Raw genomic sequence first — 20,753 nt, 5'->3', positions numbered from 1 at the left:
AACGATGCATCGCCGATGGTAGTGTGGGGTTTCCCCATGTGAGAGTAGGTCATCGTCAAGATTAAATTCCGAAACCCCTATCTGCGTATGCAGGTAGGGGTTTTGTTTTGTCCGCAGGAAAACTGACCTGTAGGGTTTCTATGCAATGGCGCGGGGCATGGCTATCATGCGGGCCTCATTGTGAGGCGAGACTTGCATGCTGACATTGTTAAAGCTTCTTAAAGATGGCCGATTCCATTCGGGTCAGGCCTTGGGCGTCGCCTTGGGTGTCAGTCGTAGTGCCGTTTGGAAGCAGCTTCAGCATTTAGAAGCTGAGCTGGGATTATCTATTCACAAGGTGCGGGGTCGCGGCTATCAACTGGCTGCGCCATTGACGCTGCTTGATCCTGTCGAGATAAGAGAGCAGGCGCCTTCTTGTGATTGGCCCATCCTGGTTTTCGATTCAATTGACTCCACTAATGCCGAGGCATTGCGCGCCATAGAGCGGGGGCAGGCGGCACCCTTTCTGGTGCTTGCCGAGCGGCAAACTGCAGGGCGCGGGCGGCGTGGACGTAAATGGGCGAGTCCATTCGCGGAAAACATCTATTACAGCCTCGTGCTGCGTATTGAAGGTGGAATGCGTCAGCTGGAAGGCTTGAGCCTTGTTGTTGGGCTCGCCGTCATGCAAGCCCTGCGTGAGCTTGGTATTTCGGGGGCTGGATTGAAGTGGCCCAATGATGTTCTGGTTGGTCAGAAGAAGATCGCCGGGATATTGCTCGAGCTGGTGGGGGATCCTGCTGATGTGTGTCACGTTGTGCTGGGTGTGGGAATTAATGTGAACATGCAGATTACCGATGAGGTAGATCAGCAGTGGACGTCCATGCGGCTAGAGTCGGGCAAGGTGTTTGATCGAAATCACTTGGTCGGGCAGTTGGGTGCGACGCTCAAGGCATATCTGTCTCGTCATCAAGTCGACGGATTTTCAGCTATCCAGGCAGAGTGGGAGCAAAATCATCTCTGGCAGGGGCGGGCCGTGTCGTTGATCGCAGGTGTTAACCATATAGATGGCGAAGTGCTGGGTATTGATAGTCAGGGTGCTCTGCGCTTGAAGGTGGGTGGTGTGGAAAAAGTCTTTAGTGGTGGTGAGCTCAGTCTGAGGTTGCGTGATGATTCTTGAGCTCGACTGCGGAAACAGTTTTATCAAGTGGCGTGTGCTCGACGCGGATGTTCGGTGGGTGGTTGGCGAGGGCGTCGTTGATTCGGATCTCGCTTTGTTGGAGAGCTTGAAAGTGCTCAAGGGTCTCGCTCTCAAGTTTTGTCGGTTGGTCAGTGTCAGGACCGCCGAAGAAACCAGTGCACTGATTTCTCTGCTGACAGAGGCTTTTGGCGTGTCGGTGGTATGTGCGGCGCCGTCCCGCGAAATGTCCGGGGTTCGTAATGGTTATGAGGAGTTCGAACGGTTAGGGCTCGACCGTTGGCTGGCGATGCTTGGGGGATTCCAACTGGCTTCGGGTGCGTGCCTTGTGCTTGATTTTGGTACGGCTGTTACTGCGGACTTCATCTCTAGGGATGGAGAGCACCTAGGAGGATTTATATGTCCGGGAATGCCTCTGATGCGAAACCAATTGCGTACCCACACCCGTAGAATTCGTTATGGCGATCTAGCAGCTGAGCGCGCTCTGGAAAGTCTTGTTCCTGGTCGGACAACTGTCGAGGCGGTCGAGCGGGGGTGCTCGTTGATGCTGAGAGGCTTTGTCCTGACACAGCTAGAGTTGGCGCGTAGCTATTGGGGGGATGATTTTGCTGTGTTCCTCACCGGAGGAGATGCAGACCTGGTTTCCGAGATCGTGCCTGAGGCCAGGGTGGTTCCTGATCTGGTGTTTGTAGGTTTGGCTATGGCGTGTCCCTTGTCGTGAGGTTTTTATGCGTTGGTTGTTTCTGCTGCTGCTTGTTCTCAATGTGTTCTATTACATCTGGCACCAACAAGAGGCTCCTCTGCGTGCGAAGGATGTAACCCCTTTGAATTTGTATAGGGGGTCGCAGCAGGATATTCGCTTGTTGAGTGAAACGACTGACGCGGCTCGTGACAAAGGAAAGCCTACCCAGGCAGACGAGGGATGCCTCTATCTTGGCGGTTTTACTCGTCAGGAAGCGGCTCAGGCGGTTGAGCGGCGATTGAGTGGCATGGAAATCAAGTTCGAGTCCTTGCTGAGGCCCCCTGCTGAGTCTGATGGTTACTGGGTGCGTGTGGCACCAGAAAGCCGGCGTTGGCTGGATGACTCGCAGCTGAAAAACCTTTCTAGAGAATTCAATGAGTTAAAACATAAAATAATGCCGTGCGAGGGGGTTGCACCCGCCGAATAGTTTGCATAGAATGGCGCCCGCTTCGCAGTGAAGACCTTTAATGGTTAACACCGCAAAGTGATGTCAACGCAGCTAACCTCAGGTTTTTAATGAGAAAATGCTTGACAGAAGGCTGGCATGATGTAGAATGCCGACTCGCTTAGGAGGGGTTCCCGAGCGGCCAAAGGGATCAGACTGTAAATCTGACGTCTACGACTTCGAAGGTTCGAATCCTTCCCCCTCCACCATTTTTAGCGAGAGCTGCAAGCTCGCGGGTATAGTTTAGTGGTAGAACCTCAGCCTTCCAAGCTGATGATGCGGGTTCGATTCCCGCTACCCGCTCCAAGTTTGCAGATCCTGCATGGTGTTACGCTCTTGTAGCTCAGTTGGTAGAGCACACCCTTGGTAAGGGTGAGGTCAGCGGTTCAAATCCGCTCAAGAGCTCCATATAACAAGGCAGATATGAAAATATCTGCCTTTGTTTTAATGGCTTGTTTGACCTGCTCAATTCTTCTCCTGGGGGTGATTTTGATGGCTAAGGAAAAGTTCGAACGTAATAAGCCGCACGTCAACGTTGGTACCATTGGTCACGTCGATCACGGTAAAACTACTCTGACTGCTGCTTTGACCCGCGTCTGCTCCGAAGTTTTCGGTTCGGCAAAGGTAGACTTCGATAAGATCGATAGCGCCCCTGAAGAAAAAGCTCGTGGTATTACCATCAACACCGCTCACGTTGAGTACGATTCGGCTGTGCGTCACTATGCGCACGTTGACTGTCCAGGTCACGCTGACTACGTAAAAAACATGATTACCGGTGCTGCCCAGATGGATGGCGCGATTCTGGTTTGCTCGGCCGCTGATGGTCCGATGCCGCAAACCCGTGAGCACATCCTTCTGTCCCGCCAGGTTGGCGTTCCGTACATCGTTGTCTTCCTGAACAAGGCTGACATGGTTGATGATGCGGAGCTGCTGGAGCTGGTTGAGATGGAGGTGCGCGACCTGCTGAGCACTTACGATTTCCCAGGTGATGACACTCCGATCATCATTGGTTCGGCGCTGATGGCGCTGAATGGTCAAGATGACAACGAGATGGGTACTACTGCCGTCAAGAAGTTGGTCGAGACTCTGGATAGCTACATTCCGCAGCCTGAGCGGGCTATTGATAAGCCGTTTCTGATGCCGATCGAGGATGTTTTCTCGATCTCCGGTCGCGGTACTGTTGTGACTGGTCGTGTTGAGCGTGGCATTGTCCGCATTCAGGAAGAAGTTGAGATTGTTGGTCTTCGTGACACTGTCAAGACTACTTGCACTGGTGTTGAGATGTTCCGCAAGCTGCTCGACGAAGGTCGTGCTGGCGAGAACTGCGGCGTATTGCTGCGTGGTACCAAGCGAGATGATGTTGAGCGTGGCCAGGTTCTGGTCAAGCCGGGCACTGTCAAGCCGCATACCAAGTTCACTGCAGAGGTTTACGTTCTGAGCAAGGAAGAGGGCGGTCGTCATACTCCGTTCTTCAAGGGTTACCGTCCACAGTTCTACTTCCGTACCACGGACGTGACCGGTAACTGCGAATTGCCAGAAGGCGTTGAAATGGTAATGCCTGGTGACAACGTTCAGATGACTGTCACCCTGATCAAAACCATCGCGATGGAAGATGGCCTGCGTTTCGCTATTCGTGAAGGTGGTCGTACCGTCGGTGCTGGTGTCGTTGCTAAGGTTATCGAGTAAATTGTTGTAATGTCTTTTTCGGGCCGGCATAATGGTCGGCCTGATTTTGTTTTAGGTCAGTAGCTCAATTGGCAGAGCGACGGTCTCCAAAACCGTAGGTTGGGGGTTCGATTCCCTCCTGACCTGCCAGATTCACTTGGTGTGTCTGGCTTTCTTTTCACAGGATCTTCATAGATGACTCCTAAAGCTGAAGCTCAAGGCTCTCGCTTCGATCTGCTCAAGTGGCTAGTAGTAGTTGCTTTGGTGGTTGTTGGCGTTGTTGGCAATCAGTATTACTCTGCTTCGCCGATCCTGTACCGCGTACTTGCTTTGCTCGCCATTGCTGCTGTAGCTGCCTTTGTAGGCCTGCAGACGGTCAAGGGCAAGTCTTTCTTTGTACTGGTTAAGGAAGCTCGCACCGAGATTCGTAAAGTCGTATGGCCAACTCGCCAAGAAACCACGCAGACCACGTTGATTGTTGTGGCTGTTGTTCTGGTAATGGCGTTGCTGTTGTGGGGGCTTGATTCCCTGCTCGGCTGGCTTGTTTCCTTGATTGTCGGCTAAGGGTGTCCCGTGGCTAAGCGTTGGTACGTTGTGCATGCTTACTCCGGTTACGAGAAGCATGTCATGCGCTCGTTGGTAGAGCGCGTAAAGCTGGCTGGCATGGAAGATGGCTTTGGCGAAATTCTGGTTCCCACTGAAGAAGTGGTTGAAATGCGTAATGGCCAGAAACGCAAAAGCGAGCGCAAGTTCTTCCCAGGTTATGTGCTGGTTCAGATGGACATGAATGAGGGTACTTGGCACTTGGTCAAGGATACTCCTCGGGTGATGGGTTTTATCGGCGGTACTGCTGATAAGCCTGCACCTATCACAGATAAAGAGGCAGAAGCGATTCTGCGTCGCGTTGCTGATGGTAGCGACAAGCCGAAGCCGAAGACGTTGTTCGAGCCAGGTGAGTCGGTGCGTGTCAATGATGGGCCGTTTGCTGACTTTACTGGCACGGTCGAAGAAGTTAACTACGAGAAGAGCCGGATCCAAGTGGCAGTGCTCATTTTCGGTCGCTCTACTCCGGTAGAGCTAGAGTTCAGCCAGGTCGAAAAAGTCTAGCTGAGCAAGCATCCCAACCCCGCAGCCCTAGGCTGTGGGGTTTTGTCGTCACTGGGATAAACGCGCAAGTAACCGGGGAGCCTTTCGAGGCGTTCGAACCCGTAATTGGAGTGCCTCATGGCCAAGAAGATTACCGCTTACATCAAGCTGCAAGTGAAGGCCGCTCAGGCTAACCCAAGCCCACCTGTTGGTCCTGCTCTGGGTCAGCACGGCGTGAACATCATGGAATTCTGCAAGGCTTTCAACGCCCGTACTCAGGGTATTGAGCCAGGTCTGCCGACTCCAGTGATCATCACTGTCTACAGCGACCGTAGCTTCACTTTCGAAACCAAATCCACACCTGCTTCGGTTCTGCTGAAGAAAGCTGCTGGTCTGACTAGCGGTTCCGCTCGTCCGAACACCGTTAAGGTTGGCACCGTTACCCGTGCTCAGCTGGAAGAGATCGCGAAAACCAAAAACGCGGATCTGACTGCAGCTGATATGGACGCGGCCGTGCGTACTATCGCCGGTTCTGCTCGTAGCATGGGCCTTAACGTGGAGGGTGTGTAATGGCTAAGTTGACCAAGCGTCAAAAGGCTATCGCCGGCAAAATCGAAGCAGGCAAGTCCTACAACTTTGTAGACGCTGCTGCTCTGCTGGCTGAGCTGTCGACCGTCAAGTTCAGCGAGTCGTTTGACGTTGCTGTAAACTTGGGTGTTGACCCGCGTAAATCCGACCAGGTCGTTCGTAGCGCTACTGTGCTGCCACACGGCACTGGCAAGACCGTTCGCGTTGCTGTGTTCACCCAGGGTCCAGCTGCCGAGGCCGCTTTGGCTGCCGGCGCTGACCGTGTAGGTATGGACGATCTGGCTGCCGAAATGAAAGGCGGCGACCTGAACTATGACGTAGTTATCGCATCCCCGGATGCAATGCGCGTTGTTGGTCAGTTGGGTCAGATCCTGGGCCCACGTGGCCTGATGCCTAACCCTAAAGTCGGCACCGTAACGCCAGACGTAGCTACCGCGGTTAAGAACGCCAAGGCTGGTCAGGTTCGTTATCGCACCGACAAAAACGGCATCATCCACACCTCCGTTGGCAAGGTTGGCTTCGACGCCGTCAAGCTGAAGGAAAACGTTGAAGCCCTGATCGCTGATCTGAAGCGTATCAAGCCAGCTTCCTCGAAAGGTATTTACGTCAAGCGCGTTACCCTGAGCACCACCATGGGTCCAGGTCTGGTCATCGACCAAGGCTCGCTCGACGCGTAAGACACAGGTTGGCGCAAGCGATTGCGCCAATTGAAAGATTGGGGTCCCTGCCTGGCGGGGGCTATCCAAGACCGTAGGCGACGCAAGTCTTAAACCTCAAGCCTACGCAGATGGTGCTCCCGGTTCCTTACCGAATCAGACACCAAAACGACATCTGGCCTCGGTTGGATGAAACGGTAACAAGCAGGAGTTTTTCCCGTGGCAATTAAACTTGAAGACAAGAAGGCCATCGTCGCTGAAGTCAACAAGGCTGCCCAAGTTGCTCTGTCCGCTGTCGTGGCTGATGCCCGTGGCGTAACAGTAGGCGCTATGACCGGACTCCGTAAAGAGGCTCGTGAAGCTGGCGTTTACGTACGTGTTGTACGTAACACCCTGCTCAAGCGCGCCGTTGCTGGCACTCAATATGACGTGCTCAACGACGTGTTCACCGGCCCGACCTTGATTGCATTCTCCAAAGAACATCCGGGCGCTGCTGCTCGTATCTTCAAAGAGTTCGCAAAAGGTCAGGATAAGTTCGAGATCAAGGCAGCTGCGTTCGAGGGCAAGTTCCTCGCAGCTAATCAGATCGACGTACTGGCAAGCCTGCCGACCCGTGACGAAGCAATTTCTCAGCTGATGAGCGTGATTCAAGGCGCAACCAGCAAATTGGCTCGTACTCTGGCGGCTCTTCGCGACCAGAAAGAAGCTGCCGCAGCCTAAGGCTGAGCCACTCCTTTCAGCGTTTATTGTTTATTTCGATGGCCGCGTAGGCTGTCACCCCAATACAGGAATTTATAGTCATGTCTCTGACTAACGACCAAATCATCGAAGCAATCGGCGAAAAATCCGTTCTGGAAATCGTTGAGCTGATCAAGGCCATGGAAGAGAAGTTCGGCGTTTCCGCTGCCGCTGCTTCCGCTGGTCCAGCTGCTGTCGCTGCCGTTGTTGAAGAACAAACTGAATTCAACGTCATGCTGCTGGAAGCTGGCGAGAAGAAAGTTAACGTGATCAAGGCAGTACGTGAACTGACCGGTCTGGGCCTGAAAGAAGCCAAGGCTGTAGTTGACGGCGCTCCTGGCGTTGTTCTGGAAGCTGTTTCGAAAGACGCAGCTGACAAAGCAAAAGCCACTCTGGAAGAAGCAGGCGCTAAAGTCGAGCTGAAGTAAGCATCGACTTTGCGTCTCCAGCCCGAGCGTTAAGCGAAAGGCTGATGGCTGGTGGCTCTTGCCACCGGCCTTTTTCCGTTATTGGCAGCCGACTGGGTCGGTGCTGATAACGAGCTGTAACCACCCGATGCGGTGGCGCAAACCATGGGGTTTGCACGATTTTCTGGCTGCTCCCGTCGGGAGGGGCCAAACAAGCAGGTGACCAAGCTGGGGAACGCTGATGGCTTACTCATATACTGAGAAAAAACGTATCCGCAAGGACTTTAGCAAGTTGCCGGACGTCATGGATGTGCCGTACCTCCTGGCCATCCAGCTGGATTCGTATCGTGAATTCTTGCAAGCGGGAGCGACTAAAGATCAGTTCCGCGACGTGGGCCTGCATGCGGCCTTCAAATCCGTTTTCCCGATCATCAGCTACTCCGGCAATGCTGCGCTGGAGTACGTCGGTTATCGCCTGGGCGAACCGGCATTTGATGTCAAAGAATGCGTATTGCGCGGTGTAACTTATGCCGTACCTTTGCGGGTAAAAGTGCGCCTGATCATTTTCGACAAAGAGTCGTCGAACAAAGCGATCAAGGACATCAAAGAGCAAGAAGTCTACATGGGTGAAATCCCCCTGATGACTGAGAACGGTACCTTCGTAATCAACGGTACCGAGCGTGTAATCGTTTCCCAGCTGCACCGTTCCCCGGGCGTGTTCTTCGACCACGACCGTGGCAAGACGCACAGCTCCGGCAAACTGTTGTACTCGGCGCGTATCATTCCTTACCGCGGTTCGTGGTTGGACTTCGAGTTCGACCCGAAAGACTGCGTATTCGTGCGTATCGACCGTCGTCGCAAGCTGCCTGCATCGGTACTGCTGCGCGCGCTCGGCTATACCACTGAAGAAGTGCTGGACGCGTTCTATACCACCAACGTATTCCATGTGCAGGGCGAAAGCATCAGCCTGGAGTTGGTGCCTCAGCGCCTGCGTGGTGAAATTGCCGCTATCGATATCGTCGATGACAAGGGCAAGGTTATTGTCGAGCAGGGTCGTCGTATTACCGCTCGCCACATTAACCAGCTGGAAAAAGCCGGGATCAAAGAGCTGGTCATGCCTCTGGACTACGTCCTGGGTCGCACTACCGCCAAGGTCATCGTGCATCCGGCAACCGGCGAAATCCTGGCAGAGTGCAACACCGAGCTGAACACTGAGATCCTGGCAAAAATCGCCAAGTCCCAGGTTGTTCGCATCGAAACTCTGTACACCAACGATATCGACTGCGGTCCGTTCGTCTCCGACACTCTGAAGATCGACTCCACCAGCAACCAATTGGAAGCGCTGGTCGAGATCTATCGCATGATGCGTCCAGGCGAGCCGCCAACCAAAGACGCTGCCGAGACTCTGTTCAACAACCTGTTCTTCAGTCCTGAGCGCTATGACCTGTCTGCGGTCGGCCGGATGAAGTTCAACCGTCGTATCGGTCGTACCGAGATCGAAGGTTCGGGCGTGTTGTGCAAAGAAGACATCGTTGCAGTGCTGAAGACTCTGGTCGACATCCGTAACGGTAAAGGCATCGTCGATGACATCGACCACCTGGGTAACCGTCGTGTTCGCTGCGTAGGCGAAATGGCCGAGAACCAGTTCCGCGTTGGCCTGGTACGTGTTGAGCGTGCGGTCAAAGAGCGTTTGTCGATGGCTGAAAGCGAAGGCCTGATGCCGCAAGACCTGATCAACGCCAAGCCAGTGGCTGCGGCGGTGAAAGAGTTCTTCGGTTCCAGTCAGCTTTCCCAGTTCATGGACCAGAACAACCCGCTGTCCGAGATCACCCACAAGCGTCGTGTTTCTGCACTCGGCCCTGGCGGTTTGACTCGTGAACGTGCTGGCTTTGAAGTTCGTGACGTACACCCGACTCACTACGGTCGTGTATGCCCGATTGAAACGCCGGAAGGTCCGAACATCGGTCTGATCAACTCCCTGGCCGCTTATGCGCGCACCAACCAGTACGGCTTCCTCGAGAGCCCGTATCGTGTGGTGAAAGACGCTCTGGTCACCGACGAGATCGTGTTCCTGTCCGCCATCGAAGAAGCTGATCACGTGATCGCTCAGGCTTCGGCCACGATGAACGACAAGAAAATGCTGATCGACGAGCTGGTAGCTGTTCGTCACTTGAACGAGTTCACCGTCAAGGCGCCGGAAGACGTCACCTTGATGGACGTTTCTCCGAAGCAGGTAGTTTCGGTTGCAGCGTCGCTGATCCCGTTCCTCGAGCACGATGACGCCAACCGTGCGTTGATGGGTTCGAACATGCAGCGTCAAGCTGTACCAACCCTGCGCGCTGACAAGCCGCTGGTCGGTACCGGCATGGAGCGTAACGTAGCTCGTGACTCCGGCGTTTGCGTCGTGGCTCGTCGTGGTGGCGTTATCGATTCCGTCGACGCCAGCCGTATCGTGGTTCGTGTTGCTGATGATGAAGTTGAAACCGGTGAAGCTGGTGTCGACATCTACAACCTGACCAAATACACCCGCTCCAACCAGAACACCTGCATCAACCAGCGTCCGCTGGTGCGTAAAGGTGATCGGGTTCAGCGTAGCGACATCATGGCTGACGGCCCGTCCACCGACATGGGTGAACTGGCGCTGGGTCAGAACATGCGCATCGCGTTCATGGCCTGGAACGGTTACAACTTCGAAGACTCCATCTGCCTGTCGGAACGAGTTGTTCAAGAAGACCGCTTTACCACGATCCACATTCAGGAACTGACCTGTGTGGCACGTGACACCAAGCTTGGGCCAGAGGAAATCACTGCAGACATCCCGAACGTGGGTGAAGCTGCACTGAATAAGCTGGACGAAGCCGGTATCGTTTACGTAGGTGCTGAAGTTGGCGCGGGCGACATCCTGGTTGGTAAGGTCACTCCGAAAGGCGAGACTCAACTGACTCCGGAAGAAAAACTGCTGCGTGCCATCTTCGGTGAAAAAGCCAGCGATGTTAAAGACACCTCCTTGCGCGTGCCTACCGGCACCAAGGGTACCGTCATCGACGTACAGGTCTTCACCCGCGACGGCGTTGAGCGTGATGCTCGTGCACTGTCGATCGAGAAGACTCAACTCGACGAGATCCGCAAGGACCTGAACGAAGAGTTCCGTATCGTTGAAGGCGCAACTTTCGAACGTCTGCGTTCCGCTCTGGTCGGCCGCAAAGCCGAAGGCGGCGCCGGTCTGAAGAAAGGTCAGGAAATCACCGACGAAGTTCTCGACGGTCTTGAGCATGGTCAGTGGTTCAAACTGCGCATGGCTGAAGATGCTCTGAACGAGCAGCTCGAGAAGGCTCAGGCCTACATCGTTGATCGCCGCCGTCTGCTGGACGACAAGTTCGAAGACAAGAAGCGCAAACTGCAGCAGGGCGATGACCTGGCTCCAGGCGTGCTGAAAATCGTCAAGGTTTACCTGGCAATCCGTCGCCGCATTCAGCCGGGCGACAAGATGGCCGGTCGTCACGGTAACAAAGGTGTGGTCTCCGTGATCATGCCGGTTGAAGACATGCCGCACGATGCCAATGGCACCCCGGTCGACGTCGTCCTCAACCCGTTGGGCGTACCTTCGCGTATGAACGTTGGTCAGATCCTTGAAACCCACCTGGGCCTCGCGGCTAAAGGCTTGGGCGAGAAGATCAACCGGATGATCGAAGAACAGCGCAAAGTCGCTGAGCTTCGAAAATTCCTGGACGAGATCTACAACCAGATCGGCGGTCGTAACGAAGATCTGGATAGCTTCTCCGACCAGGAAATCCTGGATCTGGCGAAGAACCTGCGTGGCGGCGTTCCAATGGCCACTCCAGTGTTCGACGGCGCCAAGGAAAGCGAAATCAAGGCCATGCTGAAACTGGCGGACCTGCCAGAAAGCGGCCAGATGCAGCTGACCGATGGCCGTACCGGCAACAAGTTCGAGCGCCCGGTTACTGTTGGCTACATGTACATGCTGAAGCTGAACCACTTGGTAGACGACAAGATGCACGCTCGTTCTACCGGTTCGTACAGCCTGGTTACTCAGCAGCCGCTGGGTGGTAAGGCGCAGTTCGGTGGTCAGCGTTTCGGGGAGATGGAGGTCTGGGCACTGGAAGCATACGGTGCTGCTTACACTCTGCAAGAAATGCTCACAGTGAAGTCGGACGATGTGAACGGCCGTACCAAGATGTACAAAAACATCGTGGATGGCGATCACCGTATGGAGCCGGGCATGCCCGAGTCCTTCAACGTGTTGATCAAGGAAATTCGTTCCCTCGGCATCGATATCGATCTGGAAACCGAATAACACGTGACGCGAATCGAGAGCGGGGCAGGATTGCCCGCTCTCTGCTCCGCCAGGAGGAAAGGCCTTGAAAGACCTACTGAATTTGCTGAAAAACCAGGGTCAAGTCGAAGAGTTCGACGCCATCCGTATTGGATTGGCATCGCCTGAGATGATCCGTTCGTGGTCGTTCGGTGAAGTTAAAAAGCCGGAAACCATCAACTACCGTACGTTCAAACCTGAGCGTGACGGCCTGTTCTGCGCCAAGATCTTTGGCCCGGTAAAGGATTACGAGTGCCTGTGCGGTAAGTACAAGCGCTTGAAGCACCGTGGCGTGATCTGCGAGAAGTGCGGCGTTGAAGTCGCGCTGGCTAAAGTTCGTCGTGAGCGCATGGCACACATCGAACTGGCCTCGCCAGTTGCCCACATCTGGTTCCTGAAATCGCTGCCGTCGCGTATCGGCTTGCTGATGGACATGACCCTGCGTGATATCGAACGCGTTCTCTACTTCGAGAGCTATGTCGTTATCGATCCAGGCATGACCACACTTGAAAAAGGTCAGCTGCTCAACGACGAGCAGTATTTCGAAGCGCTGGAAGAGTTTGGCGACGATTTCGATGCCCGCATGGGTGCCGAAGCTGTCCGTGAACTGCTGCACGCTATCGATCTGGAGCACGAGATTGGCCGTCTGCGTGAAGAAATTCCGCAAACCAACTCCGAAACCAAAATCAAGAAGCTGTCCAAGCGTCTGAAGTTGATGGAAGCCTTCCAGGGTTCCGGCAACCTTCCAGAATGGATGGTGCTGACCGTTCTGCCGGTTCTGCCGCCAGATCTGCGTCCGCTGGTCCCGCTGGATGGCGGTCGCTTCGCGACCTCCGACCTCAACGATCTGTATCGTCGAGTGATCAACCGTAACAACCGCTTGAAGCGCCTGCTTGATCTGTCCGCTCCGGACATCATCGTGCGCAACGAAAAGCGTATGTTGCAGGAAGCTGTCGACGCGCTGCTCGATAACGGTCGTCGTGGCCGCGCTATCACCGGTTCCAACAAGCGTCCTCTGAAATCCCTGGCTGACATGATCAAGGGTAAACAAGGTCGTTTCCGTCAGAACTTGCTCGGTAAGCGTGTTGACTACTCCGGTCGTTCGGTAATTACCGTAGGTCCGACCCTGCGTCTGCACCAGTGCGGTCTGCCGAAGAAGATGGCTCTCGAGCTGTTCAAGCCGTTCATTTTCGGCAAGCTGGAAATGCGTGGTCTCGCGACCACCATTAAAGCTGCCAAGAAGATGGTCGAGCGCGAGCTGCCTGAGGTTTGGGACGTTCTCGCTGAAGTGATCCGTGAACACCCGGTTCTCCTCAACCGTGCACCGACCCTTCACCGTCTGGGTATCCAGGCGTTTGAACCGGTACTGATCGAAGGTAAGGCTATCCAGCTGCACCCTCTGGTCTGTGCTGCGTACAACGCCGACTTCGACGGCGACCAAATGGCCGTGCACGTACCGCTGACACTGGAAGCCCAGTTGGAAGCGCGTGCGTTGATGATGTCGACCAACAACATTCTGTCGCCAGCCAATGGTGAGCCAATCATCGTTCCGTCGCAGGACGTTGTATTGGGTCTGTACTACATGACTCGTGAAGCGATCAACGCCAAGGGCGAAGGTCGTGTGTTCGCGGATCTGCAAGAAGTTGACCGTGTGTTCCGTGCCGGCGAAGCCGCACTGCACGCCAAGGTCAAAGTGCGGATCAACGAAACCGTCAACGATCGTGATGGTGGCAGCGTCAAGAACACCCGTATCGTCGACACCACTGTCGGCCGTGCGCTGTTGTTCCAGGTTGTTCCACCTGGCCTGTCGTACGACGTCGTCAACCAGCCGATGAAGAAGAAGGCGATCTCCAAGCTGATCAACCAGTGCTACCGCGTGGTTGGTTTGAAAGAGACCGTGATCTTCGCTGACCAGTTGATGTACACCGGTTTTGCCTATTCGACCATTTCCGGCGTTTCCATCGGTGTTAACGACTTCGTTATCCCGGATGAAAAAGCCCGCATCATCGGTGCTGCTACCGACGAAGTGAAAGAGATCGAAAGTCAGTACGCCTCCGGCCTGGTAACCCAGGGCGAGAAGTACAACAAAGTGATCGACCTTTGGTCCAAGGCGAACGACGAAGTTTCCAAGGCGATGATGGCCAACCTCTCGAAAGAGAAAGTCATCGACCGTCATGGCGTCGAAGTCGACCAGGAATCCTTCAACTCGATGTATATGATGGCCGACTCGGGCGCACGGGGTTCTGCTGCGCAGATCCGTCAGCTCGCCGGTATGCGTGGCCTGATGGCCAAGCCGGACGGTTCCATCATCGAAACGCCGATTACTGCGAACTTCCGTGAAGGTTTGAGTGTACTTCAGTACTTCATCTCCACTCACGGTGCTCGTAAAGGTTTGGCGGATACCGCGCTGAAAACTGCGAACTCCGGTTACCTGACTCGTCGTCTGGTAGACGTGGCGCAGGATCTGGTAGTAACCGAGATCGATTGCGGCACCGAACATGGCCTGGTAATGACTCCGCACATTGAAGGCGGTGACGTTGTTGAGCCGCTGGGTGAGCGCGTATTGGGTCGTGTTATTGCCCGTGACGTTTTCAAGCCAGGTACCGAAGAAATCATCGTTCCTGCCGGCACGCTGGTAGACGAGAAGTGGGTCGAGTTCATCGAGCTGAACAGCATCGACGAAGTGATCGTGCGTTCGCCGATCAGCTGCGAAACCCGCTACGGCATTTGCGCCAAATGCTACGGACGTGACTTGGCTCGTGGTCACCAGGTGAACATCGGTGAAGCGGTCGGCGTTATCGCTGCCCAGTCCATCGGTGAGCCGGGTACCCAGCTGACCATGCGTACGTTCCACATCGGTGGTGCGGCAAGCCGGACCTCCGCAGCCGACAGCGTTCAGGTGAAGAATGGCGGTACCGTCCGTCTGCACAACCTGAAGCACGTTGAGCGAGTAGATGGTTGCCTGGTTGCTGTGTCCCGTTCCGGTGAGCTGGCAATCGCTGATGACTTCGGTCGTGAGCGCGAGCGTTACAAGCTGCCGTACGGTGCTGTGATTTCGGTTAAAGAAGGTGACAAGGTCGACGCTGGCGCAATCGTGGCCAAGTGGGATCCGCACACTCACCCAATCGTTACCGAAATGAAAGGTACCGTGACCTACGTGGGCATGGAAGAAGGCATCACGATCAAGCGTCAGACAGACGAATTGACCGGTATGACCAACATTGAAGTACTCGACGCCAAAGACCGTCCAGCTGCCGGTAAAGATATCCGTCCTGCTGTGAAGATGGTTGATGACAACGGCAAGGATCTCTTGCTGCCGGGTACCGACGTAATTGCTCAGTACTTCCTGCCTGCTAACGCCCTGGTCGGTGTAGCGGACGGTGCGAAAATCGCGATCGGTGATGTTATCGCTCGTATTCCGCAAGAAACTTCGAAAACCCGTGACATCACCGGTGGTCTGCCGCGTGTTGCCGACTTGTTCGAAGCCCGTCGTCCGAAAGAAGCCTCGATTCTGGCTGAAGTCAGCGGCACCATCGCGTTCGGTAAAGAGACCAAAGGCAAGCGCCGTCTGGTCATTACCCCGAACGACGGTAGCGATCCGTACGAAGAGCTGATTCCGAAGTGGCGTCACCTGAACGTCTTCGAAGGCGAACAGGTAAACCGCGGCGAAGTTATCTCCGACGGCCCGAGCGATCCACACGACATCCTGCGTCTGCTGGGTGTGAGTGCGCTGGCCAAGTACATCGTGAACGAGATCCAGGACGTTTATCGTCTGCAAGGCGTGAAGATCAACGACAAGCACATCGAGACCATCCTGCGTCAGATGCTGCGTAAAGTTGAAATCGCTGAATCCGGCGATTCCAGTTTCATCAAGGGCGACCAGATGGAATTGACTCACGTTCTGGTAGAGAACGAACGTTTGGCTGGCGACGAGAAATTCGTTTCCAAGTTCACTCGCGTGCTGTTGGGTATCACCAAGGCGTCGTTGTCCACCGAATCGTTCATCTCGGCGGCTTCCTTCCAGGAAACCACTCGCGTACTGACCGAGGCGGCGGTAACCGGCAAGCGCGATTACCTGCGCGGCCTGAAAGAAAACGTGGTCGTGGGTCGTCTGATCCCGGCTGGTACCGGTCTGGCTTATCACAGCGAGCGCAAGCGCCGCCGTGATGCTGACAAACCGTTGCGCGTAAGCGCCAGTGAAGTGGAAGCTGCACTGACCGAAGCACTGAACTCGAGCGGTAACTGAGTTCTGCAGTAAATAAGCGTGGGGCCCTGGCAGCCCCGCTCATCGAATCGAGACAATTTGTCGAGGTTGGATGAGTGGGGAGGTCGGGGCCTTGCCTTGACTGGGGACAAGATCCTCTTTAGACTCTTGTACCCCTAAATTTGGCGGGAATTCGTTCCTGCCATTTTGCTTTTCTTGCAAGACAATAGCGTCGCAAGACAACAGTGGAGCTAGTAGATGGCAACTATCAACCAGCTGGTACGTCAGCCGCGTAAGCGTATCGTCGAGAAATCCGACGTGCCTGCGCTGCAGAACTGCCCGCAACGTCGTGGCGTATGCACCCGTGTGTATACCACCACGCCGAAAAAACCTAACTCGGCACTGCGTAAAGTATGCCGTGTGCGTCTGACCAACGGTTTCGAGGTTTCCTCGTACATCGGCGGTGAAGGCCACAACCTGCAAGAGCACAGCGTGGTACTGATCCGCGGCGGTCGTGTAAAAGACTTGCCAGGTGTTCGTTACCACACCGTACGCGGTTCTTTGGATACTTCCGGCGTTAAAGGTCGTAACCAGGGTCGTTCGAAGTACGGTACCAAGAAGCCTAAGTAGTAGTGGCTTTTTGTAAAAACTGATTTTCTATTTTTCTGAGTCGATAAGAGTAAGGTCGGAGGCGTCCCGAAAGGGCACCGATTCCGAGCGAACCTGAAGACCGTTTGAGGGCTTATCCATGCCAAGAAGACGCGTAGCAGCCAAGCGCGAAGTGCTTGACGATCCAAAATACGGAAGCCAAATCCTGGCCAAGTTCATGAACCACGTTATGGAAAGCGGCAAGAAAGCCGTTGCCGAGCGTATCGTTTATGGCGCGCTGGAGAAGGTTAAAGAGCGCAAGAACAGCGACCCCCTGGAAATCTTCGAGAAAGCTCTCGACGCCATCGCTCCGCTGGTCGAAGTAAAGTCGCGCCGTGTAGGCGGTGCTACTTACCAGGTTCCGGTTGAAGTTCGTCCGTCCCGTCGTAACGCTCTGGCAATGCGCTGGTTGGTAGACTTCGCCCGTAAGCGCGGCGAGAAGTCTATGGCTCTGCGTTTGGCTGGCGAACTGTTGGACGCTGCTGAAGGTAAAGGTGCTGCAGTTAAGAAGCGTGAAGACGTGCACCGTATGGCTGAAGCCAACAAGGCTTTCTCGCACTACCGCTTCTAATTTTAGCGTCACTAATTTTGCGAGGGCTTTATGGCTCGTACTACACCGATTAACCGCTACCGTAACATTGGTATCGTTGCTCACGTGGATGCTGGTAAAACCACCACCACCGAGCGCGTCCTTTTTTACACTGGCAAAAGCCACAAGATGGGCGAGGTGCATGACGGCGCCGCGACCACGGACTGGATGGTGCAGGAGCAGGAGCGTGGTATTACCATTACTTCTGCTGCTATTACCACCTTCTGGCAGGGTTCCGAGAAGCAATACGCTGACAAGTACCGCTTCAACGTCATCGATACCCCGGGCCACGTTGACTTCACTATTGAAGTTGAACGTTCCCTGCGTGTACTCGACGGCGCTGTCGTGGTGTTCTGCGGCACCTCGGGCGTTGAGCCTCAGTCGGAAACCGTATGGCGTCAAGCCAACAAGTACGGCGTTCCACGTCTTGTTTACGTAAACAAGATGGACCGTGCTGGTGCGAACTTCCTGCGCGTGATCGGTCAGATCAAGCAGCGTCTGGGTCACACCCCGGTGCCAATCCAGTTGGCAATCGGTTCCGAAGACAACTTCGAAGGTCAGATCGATCTGATCAACATGGAAGCTGTTTACTGGAACGATGCTGACAAGGGTACTGTTCCGCGTCGCGAAGCTATTCCTGCAGAACTGCTGGAATTGGCTGAAGAGTGGCGTGACAACATGGTTCAGGCTGCAGCCGAAGCTAGCGAAGAGCTGATGGACAAGTACCTGGAAGGTGAGGAAATCACCATCCCGGAAATCAAGGCCGCTCTGCGTCAGCGTACCATCGCTGGTGAGATCGTCTTGGCTGTCTGCGGTTCTTCCTTCAAGAACAAGGGTGTTCCCCTGGTTCTCGATGCTGTTATCGACTACCTGCCGGCCCCGGTCGACATTCCTGCCATCAAGGGTACTGACCCGGATGACGAGACTATCGAATTGGAGCGTCATGCAGACGACAGCGAGCCGTTCTCGGCTCTGGCGTTCAAGATCGCTACTGACCCATTCGTGGGTACCTTGACCTTCGTTCGAGTTTACTCGGGCGTGTTGAGCTCCGGCGACGGCGTGATCAACTCGGTTAAAGGCAAGAAAGAGCGTGTGGGTCGTATGGTGCAAATGCACGCAAACGCCCGCGAAGAAATCAAGGAAGTACGCGCTGGCGACATCGCGGCCTTGATCGGCATGAAGGACGTCACCACTGGTGAAACTTTGTGCACCGCTGACAAGCCAATCATCCTGGTTCGCATGGACTTCCCGGAGCCGGTTATCTCGGTAGCCGTTGAGCCTAAGACCAAGGACGACCAGGAAAAAATGGGTATCGCTCTGGGCAAACTTGCTCAGGAAGATCCATCTTTCCGCGTTAAAACTGATGAAGAGACTGGTCAAACGATCATCTCCGGCATGGGCGAGCTGCACCTGGACATCCTGGTTGACCGGATGCGCCGTGAGTTCAACGTCGAAGCCAACATCGGTAAGCCTCAGGTTTCCTATCGTGAGCGCATCACGAAGAACTGTGAAATCGAAGGTAAGTTCGTTCGTCAATCCGGCGGTCGTGGCCAGTTCGGTCACTGCTGGATTCGTTTTGCTCCTGCTGACGAAGGTCAGGAAGGTCTGCAATTCGTGAACGAAGTAGTGGGTGGTGTGGTTCCTAAGGAATACATCCCGGCTATCCAGAAGGGTATCGAAGAGCAGATGAAGAACGGTGTTGTTGCCGGCTATCCGCTGATCGGCCTGAAGGCTACCGTTTTTGATGGTTCTTACCACGACGTCGACTCCAACGAGATGGCGTTTAAGGTGGCTGCTTCCATGGCGACCAAGCAACTGGCCCAGAAGGGCGGTGGTGAGTTGCTTGAGCCGATCATGGCGGTAGAGGTTGTTACGCCTGAAGACTATATGGGTGACGTGATGGGCGACCTTAACCGTCGTCGCGGCATGATCCTGGGTATGGAAGACACGGTTTCCGGCAAAGTGATTCGCGCCGAGGTTCCGTTGGGTGAGATGTTCGGTTACGCAACCGACGTCCGTTCCATGTCCCAAGGTCGCGCAAGCTACTCTATGGAATTCAAAAAATACAATACAGCTCCGTCGCATATCGTCGAAACTGTTACCAAAAAACAAGGCTGATTCAGCCCTTTAGGCAAGGAGTTAATTGTCGTGGCTAAAGAAAAATTTGTACGTGACCTCCCGCACGTTAACGTTGGCACTATCGGTCACGTTGACCACGGTAAAACCACGCTGACTGCTGCTCTGACTCGCGTCTGCTCCGAAGTTTTCGGTTCGGCCGCTGTTGCTTTCGACAAAATCGACAGCGCACCGGAAGAAAAGGCTCGTGGTATCACCATCAACACCGCACACGTTGAATACAACTCGCTGATCCGTCACTACGCTCACGTTGACTGCCCAGGTCACGCTGACTATGTGAAGAACATGATCACCGGTGCTGCTCAGATGGACGGCGCTATCCTGGTTTGCTCGGCCGCTGATGGTCCGATGCCTCAGACCCGCGAGCACATCCTGCTGTCCCGTCAGGTTGGCGTTCCGTACATCGTTGTCTTCCTGAACAAGGCTGACATGGTTGACGACGCTGAGCTGCTGGAACTGGTTGAGATGGAAGTGCGCGATCTGCTGAGCACTTACGACTTCCCGGGCGACGACACTCCGATCATCATCGGTTCCGCTCTGATGGCTCTGAACGGCCAAGACGACAACGAAATGGGCACCACTGCCGTTCGTAAACTGGTTGAGACTCTGGACAGCTACATTCCAGATCCAGTTCGTGTTATCGACAAGCCGTTCCTGATGCCAATCGAAGACGTATTCTCGATCTCCGGTCGCGGTACTGTTGTAACTGGCCGTATCGAGCGCGGTATCGTCAAGGTTCAGGATTCGCTGGAAATCGTTGGTCTGCGTGACACTGTTGTCACCACCTGCACCGGCGTTGAAATGTTCCGTAAGCTGCTCGACGAAGGTCGTGCTGGCGAGAACTGCGGCGTGCTGCTGCGCGGCACCAAGCGTGACGACGTTGAGCGTGGCCAGGTTCTGGTCAAGCCAGGTTCGGTTAAGCCGCACACTACCTTCGAAGCTGAAGTGTACGTGTTGAGCAAAGAAGAAGGCGGTCGCCACACTCCGTTCTTCAAAGGCTACCGTCCACAGTTCTACTTCCGGACCACTGACGTGACCGGTAACTGCGAGCTGCCGGAAGGCGTTGAAATGGTAATGCCGGGCGACAACATCAAAATGGTTGTCACCCTGATCAAAACCATCGCAATGGAAGATGGTCTGCGTTTCGCTATTCGTGAAGGCGGTCGTACCGTCGGCGCTGGCGTCGTAGCCAAAATCATCGCTTAATAAGTGATGACTTGAAAAAGCCCCCGCCTAGCGGGGGCTTTTTTATTGGGTTGACACTGTAGAAGCCCGTCTATAGAATTGCGCCTCCTTTTAACGGGCGTATTGCGCTCGCTGGGAATAGCAGCCGGAGTCTGAA

At 54.7% G+C, this 20,753-nt stretch carries 16 protein-coding genes and 4 tRNA genes; all 20 read left to right on the top strand.

Annotated features, from left to right (window positions below):
* The first annotated feature begins 196 nt into the window (after window positions 1–196).
* The 20 genes from birA (at window position 197) to tuf (E3W21_RS30160) (ending at window position 20,617) form a co-directional block, all read left to right on the top strand.
* On the top strand, window positions 197–1,156 hold the full coding sequence (gene birA / locus E3W21_RS30255; RefSeq protein WP_129440751.1) for a bifunctional biotin--[acetyl-CoA-carboxylase] ligase/biotin operon repressor BirA: 960 nt from the start codon (window positions 197–199) through the stop codon (window positions 1,154–1,156).
* A complete protein-coding gene (locus tag E3W21_RS30250) occupies window positions 1,146–1,895 on the top strand; it encodes a pantothenate kinase (protein ID WP_134423357.1) in 750 nt (249 codons plus the stop codon). The genes birA and E3W21_RS30250 overlap by 11 nt, the downstream gene beginning before the upstream one ends.
* A 7-nt stretch (window positions 1,896–1,902) precedes the next feature.
* On the top strand, window positions 1,903–2,343 hold the full coding sequence (locus E3W21_RS30245; RefSeq protein ID WP_129440755.1) for a hypothetical protein: 441 nt from the start codon (window positions 1,903–1,905) through the stop codon (window positions 2,341–2,343).
* A 142-nt stretch (window positions 2,344–2,485) separates the two neighbouring features.
* A tRNA-Tyr gene (locus E3W21_RS30240) sits at window positions 2,486–2,570 on the top strand.
* 23 nt (window positions 2,571–2,593) lie between these two features.
* Window positions 2,594–2,667, top strand: a tRNA-Gly gene (locus tag E3W21_RS30235).
* A 26-nt stretch (window positions 2,668–2,693) separates the two neighbouring features.
* A tRNA-Thr gene (locus E3W21_RS30230) sits at window positions 2,694–2,769 on the top strand.
* Between the two features lie 84 nt (window positions 2,770–2,853).
* Window positions 2,854–4,047 (top strand): elongation factor Tu, encoded by a 1,194-nt coding sequence (gene tuf, locus E3W21_RS30225; RefSeq protein WP_007896619.1) that lies wholly within the window; start codon window positions 2,854–2,856, stop codon window positions 4,045–4,047.
* 53 nt (window positions 4,048–4,100) lie between these two features.
* Window positions 4,101–4,176: transfer RNA gene (locus E3W21_RS30220), tRNA-Trp, on the top strand.
* A 45-nt stretch (window positions 4,177–4,221) separates the two neighbouring features.
* Window positions 4,222–4,590 carry a preprotein translocase subunit SecE gene (gene secE / locus E3W21_RS30215; protein WP_008145488.1) on the top strand — a complete coding sequence of 123 codons (369 nt, stop codon included), beginning with the start codon at window positions 4,222–4,224 and terminating at the stop codon, window positions 4,588–4,590.
* 9 nt (window positions 4,591–4,599) lie between these two features.
* The gene (gene nusG / locus E3W21_RS30210) at window positions 4,600–5,133 is read left to right on the top strand and encodes a transcription termination/antitermination protein NusG (protein ID WP_007896622.1); all 534 of its coding nucleotides are present in this window, start codon (window positions 4,600–4,602) and stop codon (window positions 5,131–5,133) included.
* A gap of 117 nt (window positions 5,134–5,250) precedes the next feature.
* Entirely contained in the window at window positions 5,251–5,682 is a 432-nt protein-coding gene (gene rplK, locus E3W21_RS30205) for a 50S ribosomal protein L11 (RefSeq protein WP_003210097.1), read from the top strand.
* A complete protein-coding gene (rplA, locus tag E3W21_RS30200) occupies window positions 5,682–6,377 on the top strand; it encodes a 50S ribosomal protein L1 (protein WP_007896626.1) in 696 nt (231 codons plus the stop codon). Before rplK ends, rplA begins: the two co-directional genes overlap by 1 nt.
* Before the next feature lie 198 nt (window positions 6,378–6,575).
* Window positions 6,576–7,076, top strand: coding sequence for a 50S ribosomal protein L10 (rplJ, locus tag E3W21_RS30195; RefSeq protein WP_010467255.1), 501 nt, complete (start codon window positions 6,576–6,578; stop codon window positions 7,074–7,076).
* An 80-nt stretch (window positions 7,077–7,156) separates the two neighbouring features.
* Window positions 7,157–7,522 carry a 50S ribosomal protein L7/L12 gene (rplL, locus tag E3W21_RS30190; RefSeq protein ID WP_008145490.1) on the top strand — a complete coding sequence of 122 codons (366 nt, stop codon included), beginning with the start codon at window positions 7,157–7,159 and terminating at the stop codon, window positions 7,520–7,522.
* Between the two features lie 220 nt (window positions 7,523–7,742).
* The gene (gene rpoB, locus E3W21_RS30185; RefSeq protein ID WP_129440756.1) at window positions 7,743–11,816 is read left to right on the top strand and encodes a DNA-directed RNA polymerase subunit beta; all 4,074 of its coding nucleotides are present in this window, start codon (window positions 7,743–7,745) and stop codon (window positions 11,814–11,816) included.
* A 64-nt stretch (window positions 11,817–11,880) separates the two neighbouring features.
* Window positions 11,881–16,080, top strand: a complete 4,200-nt coding sequence (rpoC, locus tag E3W21_RS30180) for a DNA-directed RNA polymerase subunit beta' (protein ID WP_007896632.1) — start codon at window positions 11,881–11,883, stop codon at window positions 16,078–16,080.
* Between the two features lie 216 nt (window positions 16,081–16,296).
* A complete protein-coding gene (gene rpsL, locus E3W21_RS30175; RefSeq protein WP_002555494.1) occupies window positions 16,297–16,668 on the top strand; it encodes a 30S ribosomal protein S12 in 372 nt (123 codons plus the stop codon).
* A 118-nt stretch (window positions 16,669–16,786) separates the two neighbouring features.
* The gene (gene rpsG / locus E3W21_RS30170; RefSeq protein ID WP_002555493.1) at window positions 16,787–17,257 is read left to right on the top strand and encodes a 30S ribosomal protein S7; all 471 of its coding nucleotides are present in this window, start codon (window positions 16,787–16,789) and stop codon (window positions 17,255–17,257) included.
* Window positions 17,258–17,287: 30 nt separating this feature from the next.
* On the top strand, window positions 17,288–19,393 hold the full coding sequence (fusA, locus tag E3W21_RS30165) for an elongation factor G (RefSeq protein WP_129440758.1): 2,106 nt from the start codon (window positions 17,288–17,290) through the stop codon (window positions 19,391–19,393).
* Between the two features lie 30 nt (window positions 19,394–19,423).
* On the top strand, window positions 19,424–20,617 hold the full coding sequence (gene tuf, locus E3W21_RS30160; protein WP_134423355.1) for an elongation factor Tu: 1,194 nt from the start codon (window positions 19,424–19,426) through the stop codon (window positions 20,615–20,617).
* Window positions 20,618–20,753 lie beyond the last annotated feature (136 nt).

It is taken from the genome of Pseudomonas sp. F01002, from assembly GCF_004402115.1.
Lineage (GTDB): Bacteria > Pseudomonadota > Gammaproteobacteria > Pseudomonadales > Pseudomonadaceae > Aquipseudomonas > Aquipseudomonas frigoris.
This window is presented reverse-complemented; position numbering and strand designations above follow the sequence as displayed.

Excerpts from the sequence above, each read along its gene's own strand:
- birA (WP_129440751.1), top strand. The coding sequence starts at position 197 with ATGCTGACATTGTTAAAGCTTCTTAAAGATGGCCGATTCCATTCGGGT.
- E3W21_RS30250 (WP_134423357.1), top strand. The coding sequence starts at position 1,146 with ATGATTCTTGAGCTCGACTGCGGAAACAGTTTTATCAAGTGGCGTGTG.
- E3W21_RS30245 (WP_129440755.1), top strand. The coding sequence starts at position 1,903 with ATGCGTTGGTTGTTTCTGCTGCTGCTTGTTCTCAATGTGTTCTATTAC.
- tuf (WP_007896619.1), top strand. The coding sequence starts at position 2,854 with ATGGCTAAGGAAAAGTTCGAACGTAATAAGCCGCACGTCAACGTTGGT.
- secE (WP_008145488.1), top strand. The coding sequence starts at position 4,222 with ATGACTCCTAAAGCTGAAGCTCAAGGCTCTCGCTTCGATCTGCTCAAG.
- rplK (WP_003210097.1), top strand. The coding sequence starts at position 5,251 with ATGGCCAAGAAGATTACCGCTTACATCAAGCTGCAAGTGAAGGCCGCT.
- rplA (WP_007896626.1), top strand. The coding sequence starts at position 5,682 with ATGGCTAAGTTGACCAAGCGTCAAAAGGCTATCGCCGGCAAAATCGAA.
- rplL (WP_008145490.1), top strand. The coding sequence starts at position 7,157 with ATGTCTCTGACTAACGACCAAATCATCGAAGCAATCGGCGAAAAATCC.
- rpoB (WP_129440756.1), top strand. The coding sequence starts at position 7,743 with ATGGCTTACTCATATACTGAGAAAAAACGTATCCGCAAGGACTTTAGC.
- rpsL (WP_002555494.1), top strand. The coding sequence starts at position 16,297 with ATGGCAACTATCAACCAGCTGGTACGTCAGCCGCGTAAGCGTATCGTC.
- rpsG (WP_002555493.1), top strand. The coding sequence starts at position 16,787 with ATGCCAAGAAGACGCGTAGCAGCCAAGCGCGAAGTGCTTGACGATCCA.
- fusA (WP_129440758.1), top strand. The coding sequence starts at position 17,288 with ATGGCTCGTACTACACCGATTAACCGCTACCGTAACATTGGTATCGTT.